Annotated in this window: 23 protein-coding genes; 12 read left to right on the top strand and 11 right to left on the bottom strand. The window is 66.0% G+C overall.

The features are described 5' to 3' along the window. From BM360_RS11645 to BM360_RS11660, 4 genes are read right to left on the bottom strand one after another with little or no spacing between them, the layout of a single operon-like run. The gene (locus BM360_RS11645; RefSeq protein WP_093314811.1) at positions 1–1,164 is read right to left on the bottom strand and encodes an efflux RND transporter periplasmic adaptor subunit; all 1,164 of its coding nucleotides are present in this window, start codon (positions 1,162–1,164) and stop codon (positions 1–3) included. Beyond that, positions 1,161–2,423 carry a TolC family protein gene (locus BM360_RS11650; protein ID WP_093314813.1) on the bottom strand — a complete coding sequence of 421 codons (1,263 nt, stop codon included), beginning with the start codon at positions 2,421–2,423 and terminating at the stop codon, positions 1,161–1,163. Before BM360_RS11650 ends, BM360_RS11645 begins: the two co-directional genes overlap by 4 nt. 54 nt (positions 2,424–2,477) lie before the next feature. Next, positions 2,478–2,810: a hypothetical protein gene (locus BM360_RS11655; RefSeq protein WP_093314815.1), complete on the bottom strand. Its 333-nt coding sequence runs from the start codon at positions 2,808–2,810 to the stop codon at positions 2,478–2,480. A gap of 14 nt (positions 2,811–2,824) precedes the next feature. After that, positions 2,825–3,472, bottom strand: a complete 648-nt coding sequence (locus tag BM360_RS11660; protein WP_093314817.1) for a cation efflux transmembrane domain-containing protein — start codon at positions 3,470–3,472, stop codon at positions 2,825–2,827. Between the two features lie 67 nt (positions 3,473–3,539). Here BM360_RS11660 and BM360_RS11665 point away from each other — a divergent pair, with 67 nt between their 5' ends. Next, a complete protein-coding gene (locus tag BM360_RS11665; RefSeq protein ID WP_093314819.1) occupies positions 3,540–3,947 on the top strand; it encodes a MerR family transcriptional regulator in 408 nt (135 codons plus the stop codon). 92 nt (positions 3,948–4,039) lie between these two features. Further along, positions 4,040–4,375, top strand: a complete 336-nt coding sequence (locus BM360_RS11670; RefSeq protein WP_093314821.1) for a four-helix bundle copper-binding protein — start codon at positions 4,040–4,042, stop codon at positions 4,373–4,375. 35 nt (positions 4,376–4,410) lie between these two features. Here the strand turns inward: BM360_RS11670 and copD are convergent, their stop codons facing one another. Continuing rightward, complete coding sequence (copD, locus tag BM360_RS11675) at positions 4,411–5,340, bottom strand: copper homeostasis membrane protein CopD (RefSeq protein ID WP_093314823.1); 930 nt, start codon at positions 5,338–5,340, stop codon at positions 4,411–4,413. 1 nt (position 5,341) lies between these two features. After that, positions 5,342–5,713: a copper homeostasis periplasmic binding protein CopC gene (gene copC, locus BM360_RS11680; protein WP_093314825.1), complete on the bottom strand. Its 372-nt coding sequence runs from the start codon at positions 5,711–5,713 to the stop codon at positions 5,342–5,344. Positions 5,714–5,835: 122 nt separating this feature from the next. Between copC and BM360_RS11685 the strand changes: the two genes are divergently transcribed. The 9 genes from BM360_RS11685 to BM360_RS11725 all read left to right on the top strand — a co-directional run bounded on the left by BM360_RS11685 (position 5,836) and on the right by BM360_RS11725 (position 12,680). Beyond that, positions 5,836–6,108, top strand: coding sequence for a hypothetical protein (locus tag BM360_RS11685; protein WP_093314827.1), 273 nt, complete (start codon positions 5,836–5,838; stop codon positions 6,106–6,108). Further along, positions 6,105–6,545: a periplasmic heavy metal sensor gene (locus tag BM360_RS11690; protein ID WP_093314829.1), complete on the top strand. Its 441-nt coding sequence runs from the start codon at positions 6,105–6,107 to the stop codon at positions 6,543–6,545. Before BM360_RS11685 ends, BM360_RS11690 begins: the two co-directional genes overlap by 4 nt. Beyond that, on the top strand, positions 6,542–7,111 hold the full coding sequence (locus BM360_RS11695; protein WP_093314831.1) for an RNA polymerase sigma factor: 570 nt from the start codon (positions 6,542–6,544) through the stop codon (positions 7,109–7,111). The genes BM360_RS11690 and BM360_RS11695 overlap by 4 nt, the downstream gene beginning before the upstream one ends. Positions 7,112–7,178: 67 nt before the next feature. Continuing rightward, on the top strand, positions 7,179–9,146 hold the full coding sequence (locus BM360_RS11700; protein ID WP_093314833.1) for a copper resistance system multicopper oxidase: 1,968 nt from the start codon (positions 7,179–7,181) through the stop codon (positions 9,144–9,146). Next, complete coding sequence (locus BM360_RS11705; protein ID WP_093314835.1) at positions 9,143–10,360, top strand: copper resistance protein B; 1,218 nt, start codon at positions 9,143–9,145, stop codon at positions 10,358–10,360. The genes BM360_RS11700 and BM360_RS11705 overlap by 4 nt, the downstream gene beginning before the upstream one ends. Then, positions 10,357–11,088, top strand: a complete 732-nt coding sequence (locus BM360_RS11710; protein WP_278247451.1) for a PepSY domain-containing protein — start codon at positions 10,357–10,359, stop codon at positions 11,086–11,088. The genes BM360_RS11705 and BM360_RS11710 overlap by 4 nt, the downstream gene beginning before the upstream one ends. A 43-nt stretch (positions 11,089–11,131) precedes the next feature. Next, the gene (locus BM360_RS11715; RefSeq protein WP_242653456.1) at positions 11,132–11,737 is read left to right on the top strand and encodes a DUF305 domain-containing protein; all 606 of its coding nucleotides are present in this window, start codon (positions 11,132–11,134) and stop codon (positions 11,735–11,737) included. 77 nt (positions 11,738–11,814) lie between these two features. Then, the gene (locus BM360_RS11720; RefSeq protein ID WP_093314837.1) at positions 11,815–12,174 is read left to right on the top strand and encodes a DUF305 domain-containing protein; all 360 of its coding nucleotides are present in this window, start codon (positions 11,815–11,817) and stop codon (positions 12,172–12,174) included. 59 nt (positions 12,175–12,233) lie between these two features. Continuing rightward, complete coding sequence (locus BM360_RS11725; RefSeq protein ID WP_242653457.1) at positions 12,234–12,680, top strand: DUF411 domain-containing protein; 447 nt, start codon at positions 12,234–12,236, stop codon at positions 12,678–12,680. 81 nt (positions 12,681–12,761) lie between these two features. On the opposite strand, the gene BM360_RS11730 is transcribed toward BM360_RS11725, so the two are convergent. Together BM360_RS11730 and BM360_RS11740 are read right to left on the bottom strand one after the other, a co-directional pair. After that, positions 12,762–12,983 (bottom strand): hypothetical protein, encoded by a 222-nt coding sequence (locus BM360_RS11730; RefSeq protein ID WP_093314839.1) that lies wholly within the window; start codon positions 12,981–12,983, stop codon positions 12,762–12,764. A gap of 414 nt (positions 12,984–13,397) precedes the next feature. After that, complete coding sequence (locus BM360_RS11740) at positions 13,398–14,150, bottom strand: MauE/DoxX family redox-associated membrane protein (protein WP_093316010.1); 753 nt, start codon at positions 14,148–14,150, stop codon at positions 13,398–13,400. A 62-nt stretch (positions 14,151–14,212) separates the two neighbouring features. On the opposite strand from BM360_RS11740, the gene BM360_RS11745 reads away from it, so the two are divergent. Next, positions 14,213–14,620: a MerR family transcriptional regulator gene (locus BM360_RS11745; RefSeq protein ID WP_093314843.1), complete on the top strand. Its 408-nt coding sequence runs from the start codon at positions 14,213–14,215 to the stop codon at positions 14,618–14,620. A 196-nt stretch (positions 14,621–14,816) separates the two neighbouring features. Here the strand turns inward: BM360_RS11745 and BM360_RS11750 are convergent, their stop codons facing one another. The 3 genes from BM360_RS11750 to BM360_RS11760 are packed head-to-tail and all read right to left on the bottom strand — an operon-like array spanning position 14,817 to position 16,149. Next, complete coding sequence (locus BM360_RS11750; protein ID WP_093314845.1) at positions 14,817–15,077, bottom strand: hypothetical protein; 261 nt, start codon at positions 15,075–15,077, stop codon at positions 14,817–14,819. Further along, the gene (locus tag BM360_RS11755) at positions 15,070–15,468 is read right to left on the bottom strand and encodes an HIRAN domain-containing protein (protein ID WP_093316011.1); all 399 of its coding nucleotides are present in this window, start codon (positions 15,466–15,468) and stop codon (positions 15,070–15,072) included. Before BM360_RS11755 ends, BM360_RS11750 begins: the two co-directional genes overlap by 8 nt. A gap of 27 nt (positions 15,469–15,495) precedes the next feature. Then, positions 15,496–16,149, bottom strand: coding sequence for a S24 family peptidase (locus tag BM360_RS11760; protein ID WP_479725488.1), 654 nt, complete (start codon positions 16,147–16,149; stop codon positions 15,496–15,498). Between the last annotated feature and the right edge of the window lie 59 nt (positions 16,150–16,208).

Genomic DNA, 16,208 nt, shown 5'->3' on the forward strand with positions numbered 1-16,208 from the left:
TCAGTCCATGTCCATCTCGCCACCCTTGCCGAGTTCGGCTTTCAGGGTGAACGAGTTCGTGGTGGCGATGCGCTCCTGGCCGGTCAGGCCCGAGCTGATGATGACCTGATCGCCGTTGCGGCGACCCGTCGTAACCGGCACCGCGCGGAAGCCGGTAGGAGTGCGCACGAAGACGACCGTGCGGTTCTCGACGCTTTGCACCGCTGTCGATGGTACCGAGACGCTGCGATCTCCGCTGGCAGGCAGCAGGAAGCTCGCCGTGACTGGCTCGCCGACGCGCCAGGTGTTGCCGGCATTGTCGAGCGTGGCGATGACCTGAACCAGACGCGTGCTCTCGTCGAGCGCGGGCGACACGAACGACACGTGGCCTTCCTGCCGGCGCCCTGCGGCCGTTACTTCGACCCGCGTGCCCGGACGGATGCGGCCCGCGTCGGCAGGCGATACCGAGGCAGCAATCGTAACCCGAGAGAGGTTCACCACCCGGTAGAGTTCGGCATTCGCATCGACCGTCTGGCCGAGAACCGCCGGTCGAGCGATCACCTGGCCCGAGATCGGCGAGCGCATGGCGATGCGGTTGAGGGCACCGCCCCCGCCTCCCGTGGCCCCAAGCTGCTGCTGCGCGAGACGCAGTGCGATGTTCGCCTCTGCCGCTGCGGTGCGCGCCGCAACCAGGTCCTGTTCGGGGGAGACGCGTTCGGCGAACAGCCGCTGTTCGCGGCGAAGATTGGACTGCGCCAAACCCGCACGCGCACGAGCGGCCTCGACTTCGGCTTTCAGCGACGCCGCTTCGCGGCTTTCGATCACCGCGATCGGATCACCCCGCCGCACCGATTGGCCGAGGTTACGGGTCAGCGCGACCAGACGACCGCCGATGGTCGCGGAGACGACCTGGACGCCTTGCGGATCGCCCTGCACGAGAGCGGGTAGCTCGACCGCGCCAGCGATGCCCCCGACCGCCGGACGGGAGACCTCGATGCCGGCATCGGAAATCTGCCTCGCCGACAGCGTCACCGCGTCCTTGTCGGCCTTCTTTTCCGCGCCTTCTCCCTTCTCCATGCCCTCCATACCGGCCATGTCGTCGGTCTTCTTCTGAGCCTCGCCGCACGCGACGAGGGCGAGCGGAAGGAGAGCGGACAGCAGCGTCCGCGCGTGCTTGGTGTTCATCGTGCGTCCTTCGCGTCGGTAGGCGCCGGGGCGGCGAGCCGTTCCAGCCGGGCCTGTGCGTCATGGTAGGCGGCCAGCGCGTCGATCGCGGCCGCACGGGTGTCGGCGAGCGTGCGCTCCGCCTCGAGAAGATCCAACTGCCCGAACTTGCCCTCGCGATAGCCGATGCGGGCGATGCGGGCAGCTTCCTGCGCCGCGGCAAGCGTCGGCCCGGTCGCGTTGCGGGCCGTGGTCGCGGCATTGGCGACATCGGCTTCGGCCGACGCGACGGCCTGTTCGGCATCCAGCAGCGCGACGCGGCGCTGCGCGTCCGCCTGGCTGCGCTGCGCCGAGGCAAGATCAACGGCTGCACGGCCATTGTTGAACAAGGGCAGCGGTACGGAAACGCCGAATACCGCCGCCATGTCGTTGGTCGCTTCCAGCCGACGGGCCGAGGCGCTGACGGTCACATCCGGCACCCGCTGGCTTCGGGCAAGCCGCACCTGCGCTGTCGCCGTGGTGAGATCGGCCTGGACGGCCGCGACCGCCAAGCTGCCCTCGCTTCGGACTGGCAGACGTGGGCCGGCGCCCTCGACCCGGGCGAACCAGGCGGCGTCGAGCGTGGTCGCACCGCGGCCGATCAGGCGGATGAGATTGCCGAGCGCGACCTGCGCCGAGCGGTCAGCGCGTTCGGCTGCGCCTTCGGCGTTCAGCCGTGCGACGTCGGCGCGCTGTTCTTCCAGCGGTGACGCGCGACCGGCGGTGACACGAACGCGGGCAGCTCTCAGCACTTCGGCTGCGATGCCGACCTGTTCCCGCGCGTTTGCGGCACGGCGCTGCGCCGCAGCGGCCTCGTTATAGGCTTGCGTCACCCGCAGCCGGAGATCGGCTTGGGTGATCGCCGCTTCCAGCGTGGCGCGATCGAGCTGCGCATTGGCAACTGCAACGCGCGCCGATCGCTTGCCGCCTAGTTCGAGCGGTAGCGAGAGGCCGACCGTCGTCTCCGACGAGCGCAAGCCCCGGTACATGCCGGTGCCCGCGACATTCTCGGTCATGGCATCGAGGGATGGATTGGGCCTCAGCCCGGCGATCGATCGCTGCGCTTGCGCAGCCTTGATCCCGGACTGTGAGGCCTCGATAGCGGGCGAGACTGCGCCCGCTGCGGTGAGTGCCTCGCCAAGGGTCAGCGACGGTGCCGACGCCTCCGTGTCCTGTGCCTGCGCCGAACTGGTCGACGCGCAGGCTGTCGCGGCTAGGACGGCCGCCATCATGCGTTTCATTGTAGGTGCTCCTGACGAACGGGTCTCAGGCGCCGTGAGGCGCCCGGCGCGTTGTCAGGCTTGCGGTGGTCGTAGCGCCGGATCGCCTTGGTGCGCGAGCCAGATCGGTGCCTTGTGCCCCGTGAAATCTGCCCAGCCGCCGTTCAGGGTGACGGCAACGCTATGCTCGGCAGGGGTGGCGACATGGTGCCCATGACAGGCGGCATGATGATGCGGATAGCCCTTGTCCGCATCCGCCGGCACCTCGTCGCAATCGCCATCCATGTGCATGGCGGCATCGACCTGAGAAGTCTCAATACACCGGATGCTTTCCGTCGCGTGTGCCACGCCTGTCCAGCCGGTGAGAACCAGCATCAGGCAAGCAAAAAAAGGCAGCAGCGCGCGCATCCGCTTCCTTTCTATCATTCCGCGGCCACCGCGTAACCCCGTCCTTCGGGGGCAAGCTCGCGCCGCGCCTGCACGATGATCTGGACCCCACCTGAGATGCCGAGCATCGCCATGACGCCGGCGACGATAAGGTCTGGCCACGCCGTGCCGGTCCCGAACACGCCGGCAGCCGCGAGTACCACGGCGATGTTGCCGATCGCGTCGTTTCGAGAGCAAATCCACACCGAGCGCATGTTCGCGTCGCCGGTGCGGAAGCGATACAGCATGAGCGCGACACCCGCGTTGGCGAGCAGCGCCACCAGGCCGACAATGCCCATCATCTCCGCATGGGGCACGCCGCCATGCCAGACCGCCCAGAGCGCCGCGCCTAGAACGTAGAGGCCGAGAACTGCCAGCGTCGCACCCTTCAGCAGGGCGGCGCGGGCGCGCCACGTGAGCGCCATGCCGGCAACGCCGAGGCTGATGGCGTAATTGGCGGCATCACCGAGAAAGTCGAGGGCATCGGCCTGCAGGGCCTTTGAGCCGCCTGCAACACCCGCGACGATCTCAGCCGCGAACATAGCCGCGTTCACCCCCAGCGCGATCCAGAGCGCCCGACGCCAACGAGGATCGTTGGTCCTGCTCTTCGTTGAGGAAGAGGCGCAGCAGTCGCCGCAAGCCATGATTGTCGCCCTTCGCGTGTTCGTGCGACATCCTATATGGACCCTGTAGTTGGTACAGGGTCAAGAGATGGTTGCACTGACGATTGGCAAGTTGGCGTCCGCTACGGGGACGAAGGTGGAGACCGTCCGCTACTATGAACGCGCTGGCCTCATCGATCCTCCCGCGCGGACCGACGGGAACTACCGCGCTTATCGTCCAGAGGACCTTGAGCGCCTGCGCTTCATCCGGCGCACGCGCGACCTGGGTTTCTCACTGGATGAGGTTCGCGCGCTATTGAACCTGGCCGCTCAGCGCGACCGCGATTGCGGCACGGTCGACGAGTTGGCGACGCGGCATTTGGAGGAGATCGATCGAAAGATTGCCGATCTGATGGCGCTACGTCGTGAGCTGGCCGGCGTGATCGCGAGCTGCGCAGGCGGGACAATGGCCGATTGCCGTATTCTTGGGGCCTTTGCCCCCAGCGCGGCTAGCTAATCGGCGCATCGGTCCGTCGAGCCAGGCCGTGAGGGAGGATGCGTTGCGCCGCGTACTACTCAGCGGGCGGGGGCTCACGCGGAGAACGACCGATGCACCATCAGATGAGCGCCGAGATGCAGGCTTGCATGGACGCCTGCCATCACTGTCACGTCACCTGCCTGTCGATGACGACCCAACACTGCCTTCAGGTGGGGGGTGCCCACGCCGCGCCCGAGCACATCAAGATCATGCTCGATTGCGCGCAGATTTGCGCGACCTCGCTCGACTTCATGGCGCGTGGCTCCGACCAGCATAAGCTCGTGTGCGGCATTTGCGCGCAAATCTGCCGGGCTTGCGCGGCAAGCTGCAAAGGGCTCGATGGCATGGAAGAGTGTGTCGCCGCGTGCGAGCGCTGCGCGGACGCGTGCGAGAAGATGGCCGCCTGATCGGAGACGGGCGGGCGGCGGGCAGCCGCCCGCCCTCACATCCCCGATGCGGGCGGTTCGAGCGTCCCCAGCCAGGCGACCAGCGCCAGGATCATGACCGCACAGGCGGCCTCGACCGCAAGGCTGCGCCGTAGCGCGCCAAGCGCTCCCCGGTGATCGGCCGCTTCGATCGACCGCTCGAAGGCGGGCGTGAGGCGAAACCGGTTCAGCGATGCCAAGGCGAGCATGGCGCCAAATAGCGTGAGCTTGGCGATCAGGAACTGGCCGTAGAGCGTGACGGCCAGCTTCGGCAGGTTGCCAGGACCGACTAATAGCCAGCCATTCACCAGACCCGTCACGACGATCGTGCCGACCAGGATCGTGCCGACCGTGCCGAACCCGTGCAGTGCCCGATGGGTGAGCCGGAGATGGGCTTCGTTCACCCGACTGACAGGTCGGGTGGCCAGAAGCATAAGCCCGAGCAGCGCCCCCACCCAAGCACCCCCGGCGAGCAGGTGAAGAACATCGGCCACCAGATGCACCCAGCCGATCGCACCGTCGTCCATTGCGCCGTGACCCGTCCAAGCAAGCGTCGCAAGCGCGATCCCCGCAGCGAACGCAATCAGGCCGAGCGGGACGACACGGCCCGCCGCTATCAGCGCAAGGACCGACGCGACTACCAGCGCGACCATGCGCGCCTCCCAAGCTGCGCCCGTCGCAGAGCCTGTGAGCAGCATTCCGATGGCCTCGCGATCGATCGGCCACGCCGGCGCACCGGCCATCGCCGCCGCGAGCAGGGCGAGCGCGATGCCGGAGAACAGGAGGCCGAGGAGGCCGCTCCCGACCAGCCACGGGCGCAAGGCAAGCGCGTCCGCGCGTTCCCCCGCCTTGAGCCCAAAAAGGCTGAATGCCGACAGGCCGAACAGCCCGCTTAGCGTCCCATAGAGCGCGAAGCGGATTGCGATCAGCGGCCAGTCGGCGTCCACCTCACTTCACCGCGAAGGCGAAGTTGCCGGAAACCCGGTGCGTGTCGGCCGAGACGACATGCCAGGCGACGCTATAGCGACCCGCGCCGAGCGGCGACTTGGGCACGATGACCAGCGTTCGGCCATCGGCTGCCACCTGTGCGGTGGCTGAAACCTTCATTGGCGGGTGCGTGGTGCCGCCATGGCCGGTCATCATCAGGTCCGCGCCGGAGAATTTAGGCATCAGTCGCTCGCTGAACTGCAAGGCGACACGCGCCGGCTTGGCGACGGTCGAGCTGGGCGCGGGCGAGGCCGAGACGAGCTTCGGGTGAGCCTGGGCCGCGCTGGCGAGGCTCAGGAGAGCAAGGGCGGCAGAAAGGGCGAGAGGACGCATGGGATACTCCGACGGGGTACGTGCCCACTTCTACGCGGCGCATCGTCCAACCCCTCAGCCTGGCCGGTGAGGGATGATGGGCAGCGCTGCGTATCCGATGGTAGAGGGGCGGAGTGGAAAGCATGGACGATCTCAACAAAGCATTAGCCCGACTGGCTGGCGCGCCCGCCCCGGCCGCGTTGGAGAGCATCGAGGACCGGATCCTTGCGCGGATCGGCAGCCGCCCCGCAGTGCGTGGGGCTGGGCTCGGGATCGGTGTGATAACCGCCGCAGCGCTCGGCATCGGGATCGTGGGGGCCGAGCTGCCCGCGACGGCAAGCCCCGCTGTGTCGCTCGCCCCGCTCGGCGGAGCCTCCCCGCTTGCACCTTCCGCGTTGCTGATCGGCGAACCATGACCTCGACCAAGCGGATTGTCCTGTGCGCCTTGCTTGCCTTTCTGGCAGCGATCGGGGGCGTCTTCATCGGGCGGATGTTGCTGCCCCAGCCGAAGCAGCCGGGCGCGGCGCTGCATGAAGTGCTGCACCATAGGCTGGCGCTTGATGCCGACCAGCAGGCCCGATTGAAGGTTCTGGAGGACCGGTTCGCGGTGCAGCGCCGCGCGCTCGAGCTGGAGCTGCGCGCCGCCAACGCCCACCTTGCCGAGGCGATCGAGACCGAACACGGCAACGGTCCGCGGGTCGCGGCTGCGGTCGATCAGAGCCATGCTGCGATGGGCGAGCTGCAGAAGGCGACGCTGGCGCACATCTTCGCCATGCGTCAGCTGCTCCGGCCCGATCAGACCTCTCAATTCGATGATGCGGTGGTGAAGGCGCTCACCGACGGCCAGGGGTGAGCCTCGATTGGACCGCGCTGTCGGATGGCGAACTGGCGACGCTCAGCATCGCCGGCCGACAAGCCGCTTTCGCCGAGATCGTGCGCCGTTACCGGCAGCCGATGTTTCGGCTCTCGCGCGCCTTTCTCGGCGATGCCGACGACGCGCTGGACGTGACGCAGGAAGCGTTCGTGGCCGCCCATCAGGCGTTGCCGCGCTACGACCCCAATCGCTCGATGCAGGCGTGGCTCACGACCATCGCCATCAACAAATGCCGGGACTGGGCACGCAAGCGCGCCGTGCGCCGCTTTCTGTCGTTCGCGCTGCCGAACGACGAGCAGGTTCAGAGCATCGTCGACGAGCAGGCGCCGATCGACGACGCGGCAGGCGACCGTCAGGAACTCGACCGCGTGACCCGCGCCATATCGACCCTGCCGGCGAACCTGAAGGAGCCGCTGGTGCTGCGCACCATCGAAGGCCTGAGCCAGGCCGAGACGGCCGAGGTGCTGGGGATCAGCCAGAAGGCGGTCGAAACCCGCCTCTATCGCGCGCGTGCGCGGTTGCTCGAAAAACTCGGACCCCGCTGAGGGGTGGGCGGACCGGCCGCGTAGAAAGGACGACGGCCCTTCACGGCCAACATCCTTAGGAGCTTGCATGTCGCACGTTCTCGACCGCCGCCAGGTGCTGCGCGGTGCCAGTCTGGCAGGAGGCGGCCTCGCCTTGTCGGCCTATATGCCGGCATGGGCACAGTCCGTTTCTGCCGGCATCGCCAAGCCGCTACCCAGGGTTTCGGGCGAGGACATCACGCTCCGGGTCGCGCATCAGATGATGATGATCGACGGGCGGCAGAGCCACGCCATCGGCATCAATGGAACGGTCCCTGCGCCTCTCATCCGCCTGCGCGAAGGCCAGAACGTGCGCCTGCATGTCGTCAACGAGCTGGACGAGGAAACCTCGATCCACTGGCACGGGCTGCTGCTGCCCTTCCAAATGGATGGCGTGCCCGGCATCGCCTTCCCCGGCATCCCGGCCCGATCAACGTTCACCTACGACTTCCCGATCATCCAGAGCGGCACCTACTGGTATCACAGCCACTCGGGGCTTCAGGAGCAGGAGGGGCACTACGGCCCCATCGTAATCGATCCGAAGAACGCGGACCCCGTTCAGTTCGACCGGGAGCACGTGATCGTGCTGTCCGATCATAGCTTCCAGCATCCGCACTACCTGTTCGACCGGCTGAAGAAGGAGTCGGGCTACTTCAACCGCCAGCGCCAGACCCTCTCCGGCCTCCTCGCCGGCAAGGATCAGTCCCTCAAGGAGCGGCTGATGTGGGGCAAGATGCGGATGGACCCGGCCGATGTCGCCGATGTGACCGCCTCGACCTACACCTACCTGGTCAACGGGCACGGTCCGAAGGACAACTGGACCGCCCTGTTCAAACCGGGCGAGCGGGTGCGGCTTCGCTTCATCAACGCGTCGTCGATGACGACCTTCAACGTCCGCATTCCCGGTCTGCCGATGACGATCGTCGCGGCCGACGGCCTGAACGTGCGCCCGGTCGAGATTGACGAGTTCCAGTTCGGCCCGGCCGAAACCTATGACGCGATCGTCACCCCGCCCGACCTGCGCGCCTATACGCTGGTCGGAGAGAGCGTCGACCGTTCCGGCATGGCGCGGGCGACGCTCGCACCTCGCGAGGGCATGGCGGCCGAGATCCCGCCGCTGCGAAAACGTCCGCTCGCTACCATGAAGGACATGGGCATGGGCGGCATGGATCACGGTTCGATGGACCACGGGGCCATGGGCGGCGCGACCGGCACCTCCATGACCGGCATGGACCACAGCGCAATGAACCATGGCGCGGGGGCCGACGCGATGGCGAGGATGGATCATTCCCAGATGAACCATGGCGCGGCCGGCGCCGCAGCGGGCGGCATGGCGGGCATGAACCACGGCCAGACCCAAGGTGATGCCATGGCCGGGATGGATCACGGCTCCGGCTCAATGCCCGGGATGAACAGCGCCCAAATGGGCGGGATGGACATGGCCGGCATGGACATGGGTGCCATGAACATGCGGGACTTCTCGAAGGCACCCGAGGTCAAGAAGGGGCCGGGCGTGCAGACCATTTCAGCCATGCCCGTCGATCGTACCGGCGACCCCGGCCAGGGCCTCGAAAACGTCGGGCACCGGGTTCTTACCTACCGCGACCTAGTGGCGCTGGACCGCAATCCCGACACGCGCGCGCCGGAGCGGGAGATCAAGCTTCACCTCACCGGCAATATGGAGCGCTACATGTGGGGCTTCGATGGCGAGAAGCTGTCGGAGAACCCCGACCCGATTACCTTGCTGCATGGCGAGCGGGTCCGGGTGACGCTCATCAACGACACCATGATGGGGCATCCGATCCATATCCACGGTCACTTCTTCGACCTCGTGACGGGAAAGGGCGACCACGCTCCCCGCAAGCATACGGTGCTGGTGCAGCCGGGCGGCACGGTGAGCTGGGACGTGACCGGCGAGGAAGGAGACTGGGCCTTTCACTGTCACATGCTATACCACATGCATGCCGGCATGATGCGCGTCGTCCAGGTCCGTAAGGTCGAAGGAGCGGCAGCATGACGCGGGCGCTCCTTCTCGCCGGCCTGGCGTCGTTCGGCCTCGCCGCGCCCGCGTTCGGGCAAAGCATGGACCATTCCATGATGCCCGGCATGAGCATGCCCGGAATGAAGATGCCCGCGAAAGCGAAGCCGGCCGCGAAAACGCCCGCAGCTCGGAAGGCACCGGCTCGGAAGGCACCTGTCAGGCGTGCCGCTCGACCCGTGGTCGATCCGCACGCCGGGCACGACATGTCGGGCATGAATATGCCGGGAATGAGCATGGGTCAGGCTCCCGCTGCCGATCCCCATGCGGGCCATGACATGTCCGCTATGCCCGGCATGAACCCGGCGCCGGCTTCGCCAACGACCGAGCACAGCGGCCACGACATGAACGGGATGTCGGGCATGACCATGGCCCCGGGCCAGACGATGCAGCACGACATGACGTCGATGCCGGGCATGTCCCCGGCACCGACGGGCACCGACCTCAAGCCGGGCAACAAGCCCGCGCCCGCGCCGGCCGGGGACCATCTCGCGGACCGCTATTGGGGCGCCAAAGCGATGGCGGACTCGCGCGAGGACGACCTGCGTCGTGAGCACGGGGGCATGACCTACTACCAAGTGCTGTTCAACCTGGCCGAGTATCAGGCGCGCAAAGGCCGTGACGGCTATCGCTGGGACGGCGAGGCATGGGTCGGGGGTGACATCGATCGCCTGTGGCTGAAGTCCGAGGGCGAAGGGAGCTTCGGCAAGCCGCTGGAGAGTGCGGAGGTACAGGCCCTCTACAGCCATGCCCTCGATCCCTATTGGAACCTCCAGGCGGGCGTCCGCTACGACTTCAAGCCCAATCCCTCACGCACCTACGCGACGATCGGTATCGAAGGGCTGGCGCCCTACTGGTTCGAGGTCGAAGGCGCGCTGTTTCTCTCCGACAAGGGCGACGTGCTCGCTCGCGCCGAAGGCTATTACGACCAGCGCATCACCAACTACTTCGTCCTCCAGCCCCGGGTTGAGGCCAACTTCTCCGCGCAGGACGTGCCCGAGACAGGGACGGGCTCCGGACTGACAGATTTGGAAGCCGGCTTCAGGCTCCGCTATGAGGGCCGTCGCGAGTTCGCGCCCTATATCGGCGTGTCGTGGGAGCGGCAGTTTGGCGACACCGCACGGTTCACCCGTGCGCGCGGCGACAGCACCGGTGGCTTCAGCTTCGTCGCGGGCGTGAGGACCTGGTTCTGAGCCCGCGGCTTCGCCTCCATGTCGGGGCGAGCAAGGTCCATCGCTGGCTTGCGCTCCTGATCGGCGCCCAGGTCATCGTCTGGTTCACCAGCGGGCTGGTCATGAGCCTGCTGCCGATCGACACGGTGCATGGCGATCACCGGATTGATCGGAACGTCGAACCCGCCCTGATCGCAACCCAGGACTTCGCGCCCGTCCCTGCCCTTCTCGCGTCGGCGGGGGCGCCGGTGCGTCAGCTTCAGCACCGGATGCTGCTGGGACGGCCGGTCGTCGAAGCCCAGCTCGGCAACGGCAAGGTGCGCTTGCTGGACGCACGCTCCGCAGAGCCGTTGCCGCCGGTCGACGGCGCGACCGCAGCGCTGATCGCGCGGCAGGCCTACCGCGGCGACGCAGGTTCGGCACCCGTCGTCGAGCGCATCGAGCGCCCGAGCACCGAGTACCGCGCTGCCCTCCCCGCCTGGCGAGTTTCCTTCGCCGATCCCGACGGGACCCGCATCTACGTGGCGGCCGAGACGGGACGGCTGACATCGGTGCGCACCGGCACGTGGCGGCTCTACGACTTCTTCTGGGGCCTCCACATCATGGATTGGACCGAGCACGAACGGTTCAACACGCCGTGGCTCAACGCGTTCGCAGCGGGCGGGCTGGTGTTCGGCGTTGCCGGCGCGATCCTGCTCTTCCTGCGCTGGCCCCGTCGCCGGCGCAGAAAAGCGCAAGGGCCTCGCTAGCGAGCCGCGTATCCTGAGTGGGTGGGCCTGCACAGGAGAGCGCATGATGGACCACGACGACCCCCACGCCAAACAGGGCGGCGGTATGGGCATGAGCTACGGGCGCTTCGCCGCGATGATCGCGACCTCGACGGTCGTGATGTTTGGCCTCATGTATCTCAACACCTATGCGCTGAGCCATGTCGAATACAGCCAGACGAGGACATGGATGGCGATCGTCATGGGAGCGGTGATGGCGCTCATCATGATCGGCTTCATGTGGGGCATGTACCCCAACCGGCGCGCCAACCTCGGCATCGTCGTCGGCGCCGTTGTCGTCTTCGCCGGCGCTCTATGGCTGGTCCGCAGTCAGGAGACTGTGGGCGACGTTGCCTATATGAAGGCCATGATCCCGCATCATTCGATCGCGATCATGACCAGCGAGCGTGCGCACATCAAAGATCCGGAGGTGCGAAAGCTGGCGGATGGCATCATTGATGCCCAGGTTCGCGAAATCACGCAGATGAAGCGCTACATCGCCCGGCTCGAGGCGCATCCCACGCCCGACAATGCACCCGACCTTCCCTCCTATCGCGACAAACAGGTGGCCCCGCCGCCCCCCGAAACGGACGAAAGCGTCGGCATCAACACGCTTCAGCCGATCCGCTGAGCGCAGCATCGCCTGAGGGCTAAATTCGCCGGGGCCGTATCCCTGTTGAGCGGGGGCTTTGACGCAGGAGCGACACGATGAAGAAGATGATGATTATGGCCGTCGCGGCCGCCCTCGGCGCGGCCCCCGCGGTCGCCCAGATGCAGGGCATGAACCATGGGCAGATGATGCAGCCCACGCCGGCGAACCCGTACCCGGCGGCCGAGATGGACATGCATCAGAAGATGATGTCGGCGATGGGTGCCGACGCGACCGAGACTTGGGTCCGCAAGATGGTCGAGCACCACCGTGGTGGCATCGCTATGTCGCGCATCGTACTCCGCGAAACCAAGGACCCCAAGGTTCGCCAGATGGCCACGAAGACGATCGCCGAGCAGACCAAGGAAGTCGGCGAGCTGAACGCCTGGTTGCGAGCGCATGGCAAGCGCGCCCAGTAATCGACTCTCGTCCCTCCCCCCGCCAGAATGCGGGGGGACGGCCACCTAGGAATTAAGCTATGGATCGCATCCGCCTTCTCGCTGCCGCGCTGGCTTTCGGTACTCCCATCGGGGCGCTCGCCGCAGAACCGGTGCTGATGCATCGTGATCCGGGTTGCCCGTGCTGCGAGAAGTGGGCGCAGCAGGTGAAGGCGCAGTTTGGCCGCGGCGTGCGTGTCATCGATGATGCGAACCGCCCAGCCTTTATGAAGGCGCGGGGCGTACCCGCAGACCTCGCCTCGTGTCACACCGCAGTGATCGACGGCATGGCCTTCGAGGGCCACGTTCCGATCGCGGACATGAAGCGCGCATTGGCGTCGCATCCGAAGGGCGTCACTGGCCTCGCAGTCGCCGGCATGCCGATGGGCTCACCCGGCATGGAAATGCCGGGCATGAAGGCCCAACCCTATGACGTCATCGCGTTCGGTCCGGCAGGCCGCCGTGTTTTCGCGCATCACGGAGGCTAAGCGGTGCGCCTCAACGGCTTCCGCCGCCACTACCCTGACGCGTTCTAGGGGGGGCACCACCAGGCACCCCCACCCGTTATCTTACTTCTTTTGCATATCCGACATGTCGTGACCGGTATGCTCGCCGTGCTTCATGTCCTTCATGTCGGCGCAGCAATCCTTGTTCGCGCCGTCCTTGTCTTTGCAGCAGTCGGCGCCGTCCTTGCAGCAATCCTTCCCCGCGCAGCAATCAGCGGCGGCAAAGGCCGTGGCCGGAACGAGCGCGAGCGCGACTGCCGCGCCGATGAACTTGATGGTCTTCATATCTGATTGTCCTCGAATGCACTGTGTGATCGAAATCCCTGTCGATCAGGCGGTTCGAGGAGGTGGCGGCGCAGGGCCGCCCGATCGGCCATCGAGAGCAGGATGCTCGGGTGCGAGCAGATCTGTCCGCGCCGCGAACTGCGTCGCCGGAGACGCGTGGACATCGAGGGCCGTGGCGATGCACGCACCGGTGCAGGCGGCCGGTGGAACCTTCTTTGCGGGTATGGCCGGCGTGCGATCACAATCGGCCATCGCGGCGTGCGTTTCCGCAAGCGGAGCTGCCTGTGCCATAGCCTCGCACATCGGCCCCATACGAATGAGCAGCATCGCGCCCAGCAGGGTCAGCGCAAACACGCGGAAGAGGCGGCCGAAGCTCATGCTGCTTTCTAGGGTGCGCCGGCCTACCGCGCCAGATCAATGCGCGATGCCCGACACCATCCAGATCGCCATGACCACCATCATCACGTTCTCGGTCAGCGAGAGGAAGCCCAAGGGGACGTTGCTGTCACCGCCCACGCACGCACATTTGAGTTCGCGCTTGTCGATGTAGACCGCCTTGATGACCGAAATCGCGCCGATCGTTCCGATGAACAGCGCGATCGGCACTGACAGCCAGGTCAGCATGCCCGCTGCCATTAGCACGCCCGCAGCTCCTTCCGCGTAAGGATAGATATAGGAGTAGGGCACCCAGCGTTTGGCGAGCAGGTCGTAATTCAGGAACATGCTCGAAAAGCTCTCGACGTTCTGGAGCTTGAGCATGGCGAGCACGCACATCGAGAAGGCGATGAACCACTCACCCGCGCGCACGGTGAATGGTGTGCTGAACACGGCATAGCTGGCCGCAAGCGCCATCAGCGCCGTCAACGCGAATACCGCGATCACCGGCCGATAAGTCACCGCCTTGGGGTCGCGGACCGTTTTGCCGAAGAAGCGGCGCAGATCGTCATAGCCTCCAACCCGCTCGCCACCGATGAAGGTCTGTGGCGTCGTTTTGACCCCGTGCTCCGTCTTGAACGCGTCGGTTTCCTCGCGCGTGCGCAGCCAATGGTCTTCGACGTCGTACCCTTCGCGCCTAAGCAGGTCCTTTGCCTTGAGGCCGTAGGGGCAGGTGTGCGTCGGCATCACCATGCGGTAGATCGTTGCCTTCTTGGGCGCCGCGGTCGCCATGTTCTTCTCCACCATGTTCGCGACGCCTATATGGGGGCCGTACTATGGTACGGAGTCAAGGCATGGCCGAAGTGACAATTGCAGGGCTCGCGCGCGAGGGCGGCGTCGGCGTGGAGACGGTGCGCTATTATCAGCGCAGAGGCTTGCTGGAGACGCCGAAAAGGCCCGGAGGCTCAGGCTCAAGCGGCGGTATTCGCCGCTACACGGCGGACGATGTTCGCCGGCTTCGGTTTATTCGATCGGCACAGGCCGCCGGCTTCACTTTGCAACAGATCGAGGAGTTGGTGGCGCTGGACGCAACCGACGATCGCGCCAGGGCACGACAGCTTGCCAACGAGCGGATCGCGGCGCTGGATGCGAAGATCCATGAGCTGAAACGCGTGCAAGCCTCGCTCCAGCGGCTTGCGCACGAATGTGGTTCAGGCTCGGAAGGCCCCTGCCCCATTCTGACGGCATTCGACCCCGATTGATCCTATCAGTGCTATACTCCTTGCGCGCTGATCGCCTGTTGTTTCGGCGCCGGACGGCCGGGGTAGGGCATAGCGTCCATTGAACCTAACTGCGGCGCGATTTAGCTCTACCGAACGGCTCAGACCGGCGGCATCAACTCTGTCGCGCCTAGCCAGAAAGCGGCTTTGCAGGAGCCGCCCTAAGGCTCAGGCAAACTTAATGCACGCTCGCCAGCTGCAGCTCCTCCAACGCGCTGATTACCACCGCCCAACGCGCCACAGCAGAGGCACTCTCCCGTCGCCGGACTTCATCCAGGTAGGCGTCGGCCCACGCGACCGCCTCAACAATTCCAAGATCGGCGCGCAGATCGACCGCAATTGCCCATGCCTCATCTAAAATGAGCAAGTCAGGCGAAACGGCTGGATCTCTGGGCAGGAGTTCCTTTTCGACGTGAGTATGAATGTCGCGGTCACTCATCAGGGTAGATCTCGTCTGGCCAAAACTCGAGGTCCGTCAGCGGCGCAGGCGAGAGCGGAGCCGGTGCAACCGGGGGCAGAAGGGGCTCGTCACCGTCGAAGCCCACGCGGATTGCAGCGCCGCGGGGCGTCGCTGTCTGAAAGATTGCAGCGACCGGACGGCCGTTGCGCAGCATGCCGCCAATCCACGGCGCCCGGTCAGCGGTCAGGTAGCCAATCTGAACCCCGCGGCAGCTGAACACTGCGATCGCGTTTGGGTCAGCGGGGTTCTTGGGCTCAGAGACAAGGTCGACGGCCTCGCCGGGAACGCAGAGCAGGATCTCAAAGCGCCGATTGCCACCGTCAGCGTTTGCGTGGTTCGCGCCGACGACGTGCAGGCTCATCTGCTTCATGATTTGGCCCTCGCACGACCGCATCGTTCAACTCAGCGTTCGGCCGAACCACAGCACCCGACCGACAATGTCGATGCGGCTGAGCTCAATGTTCTGCCAGCTGGGATAATCGGGATTGTCGCTCCTGATCGAGATGCCCCTGCCCGACGGCTGGCGGGCGAGCCGCTTGACCATCAGGCTGTCGTCGAGCCGCAACACGTAGATGCCGTCGCGAAGGCGCCCTACTCCGTCCTTGCGATCAACGAGCACGTCATCGCCATCGGCAAGGGTGGGCGCCATGGAGTCGCCCTTCACCTGGATGATCGACAGCGCATCGGCCGACCCCCTCGTCCGCGCACGGAGCCAGCGCGGGTCGAACCCGATCGAGGTGCGTCGTGCCTCTCCGAAGTCGGCGGCGCCGAACCCTGCCGAAGCATAGACGTCGAGCACCGGCACCTGCTGGAGCGTCGGCTTCTCCCACTCCTCGGCGCCCCCGAGCAGCGTCTCCTTGACGCCGAAATACGCAGCTAGCCTGCGCCGGTCCTCCTCGGCGAGGCGCTTGGGCGTGCCACGCTTGATGAACTGCTGAATGTACGCGGGATTGCGGCCGATCAGCCGCGACAGCGCCGCATACTCTTCCTTGTTCTCGTCGATCAGGCGCTGGAGCGCCTCACGCGGATGTTCGATCGTCGGGACCATCATAGGGTATTTCCTATCGCTCCTGGCGCGCGATATAGAACATATGGAGAACACAGTAAAGC

The sequence above is a fragment of the Sphingomonas jatrophae genome (genome assembly GCF_900113315.1).
Taxonomy (GTDB): Bacteria; Pseudomonadota; Alphaproteobacteria; order Sphingomonadales; family Sphingomonadaceae; genus Sphingomonas_P; species Sphingomonas_P jatrophae.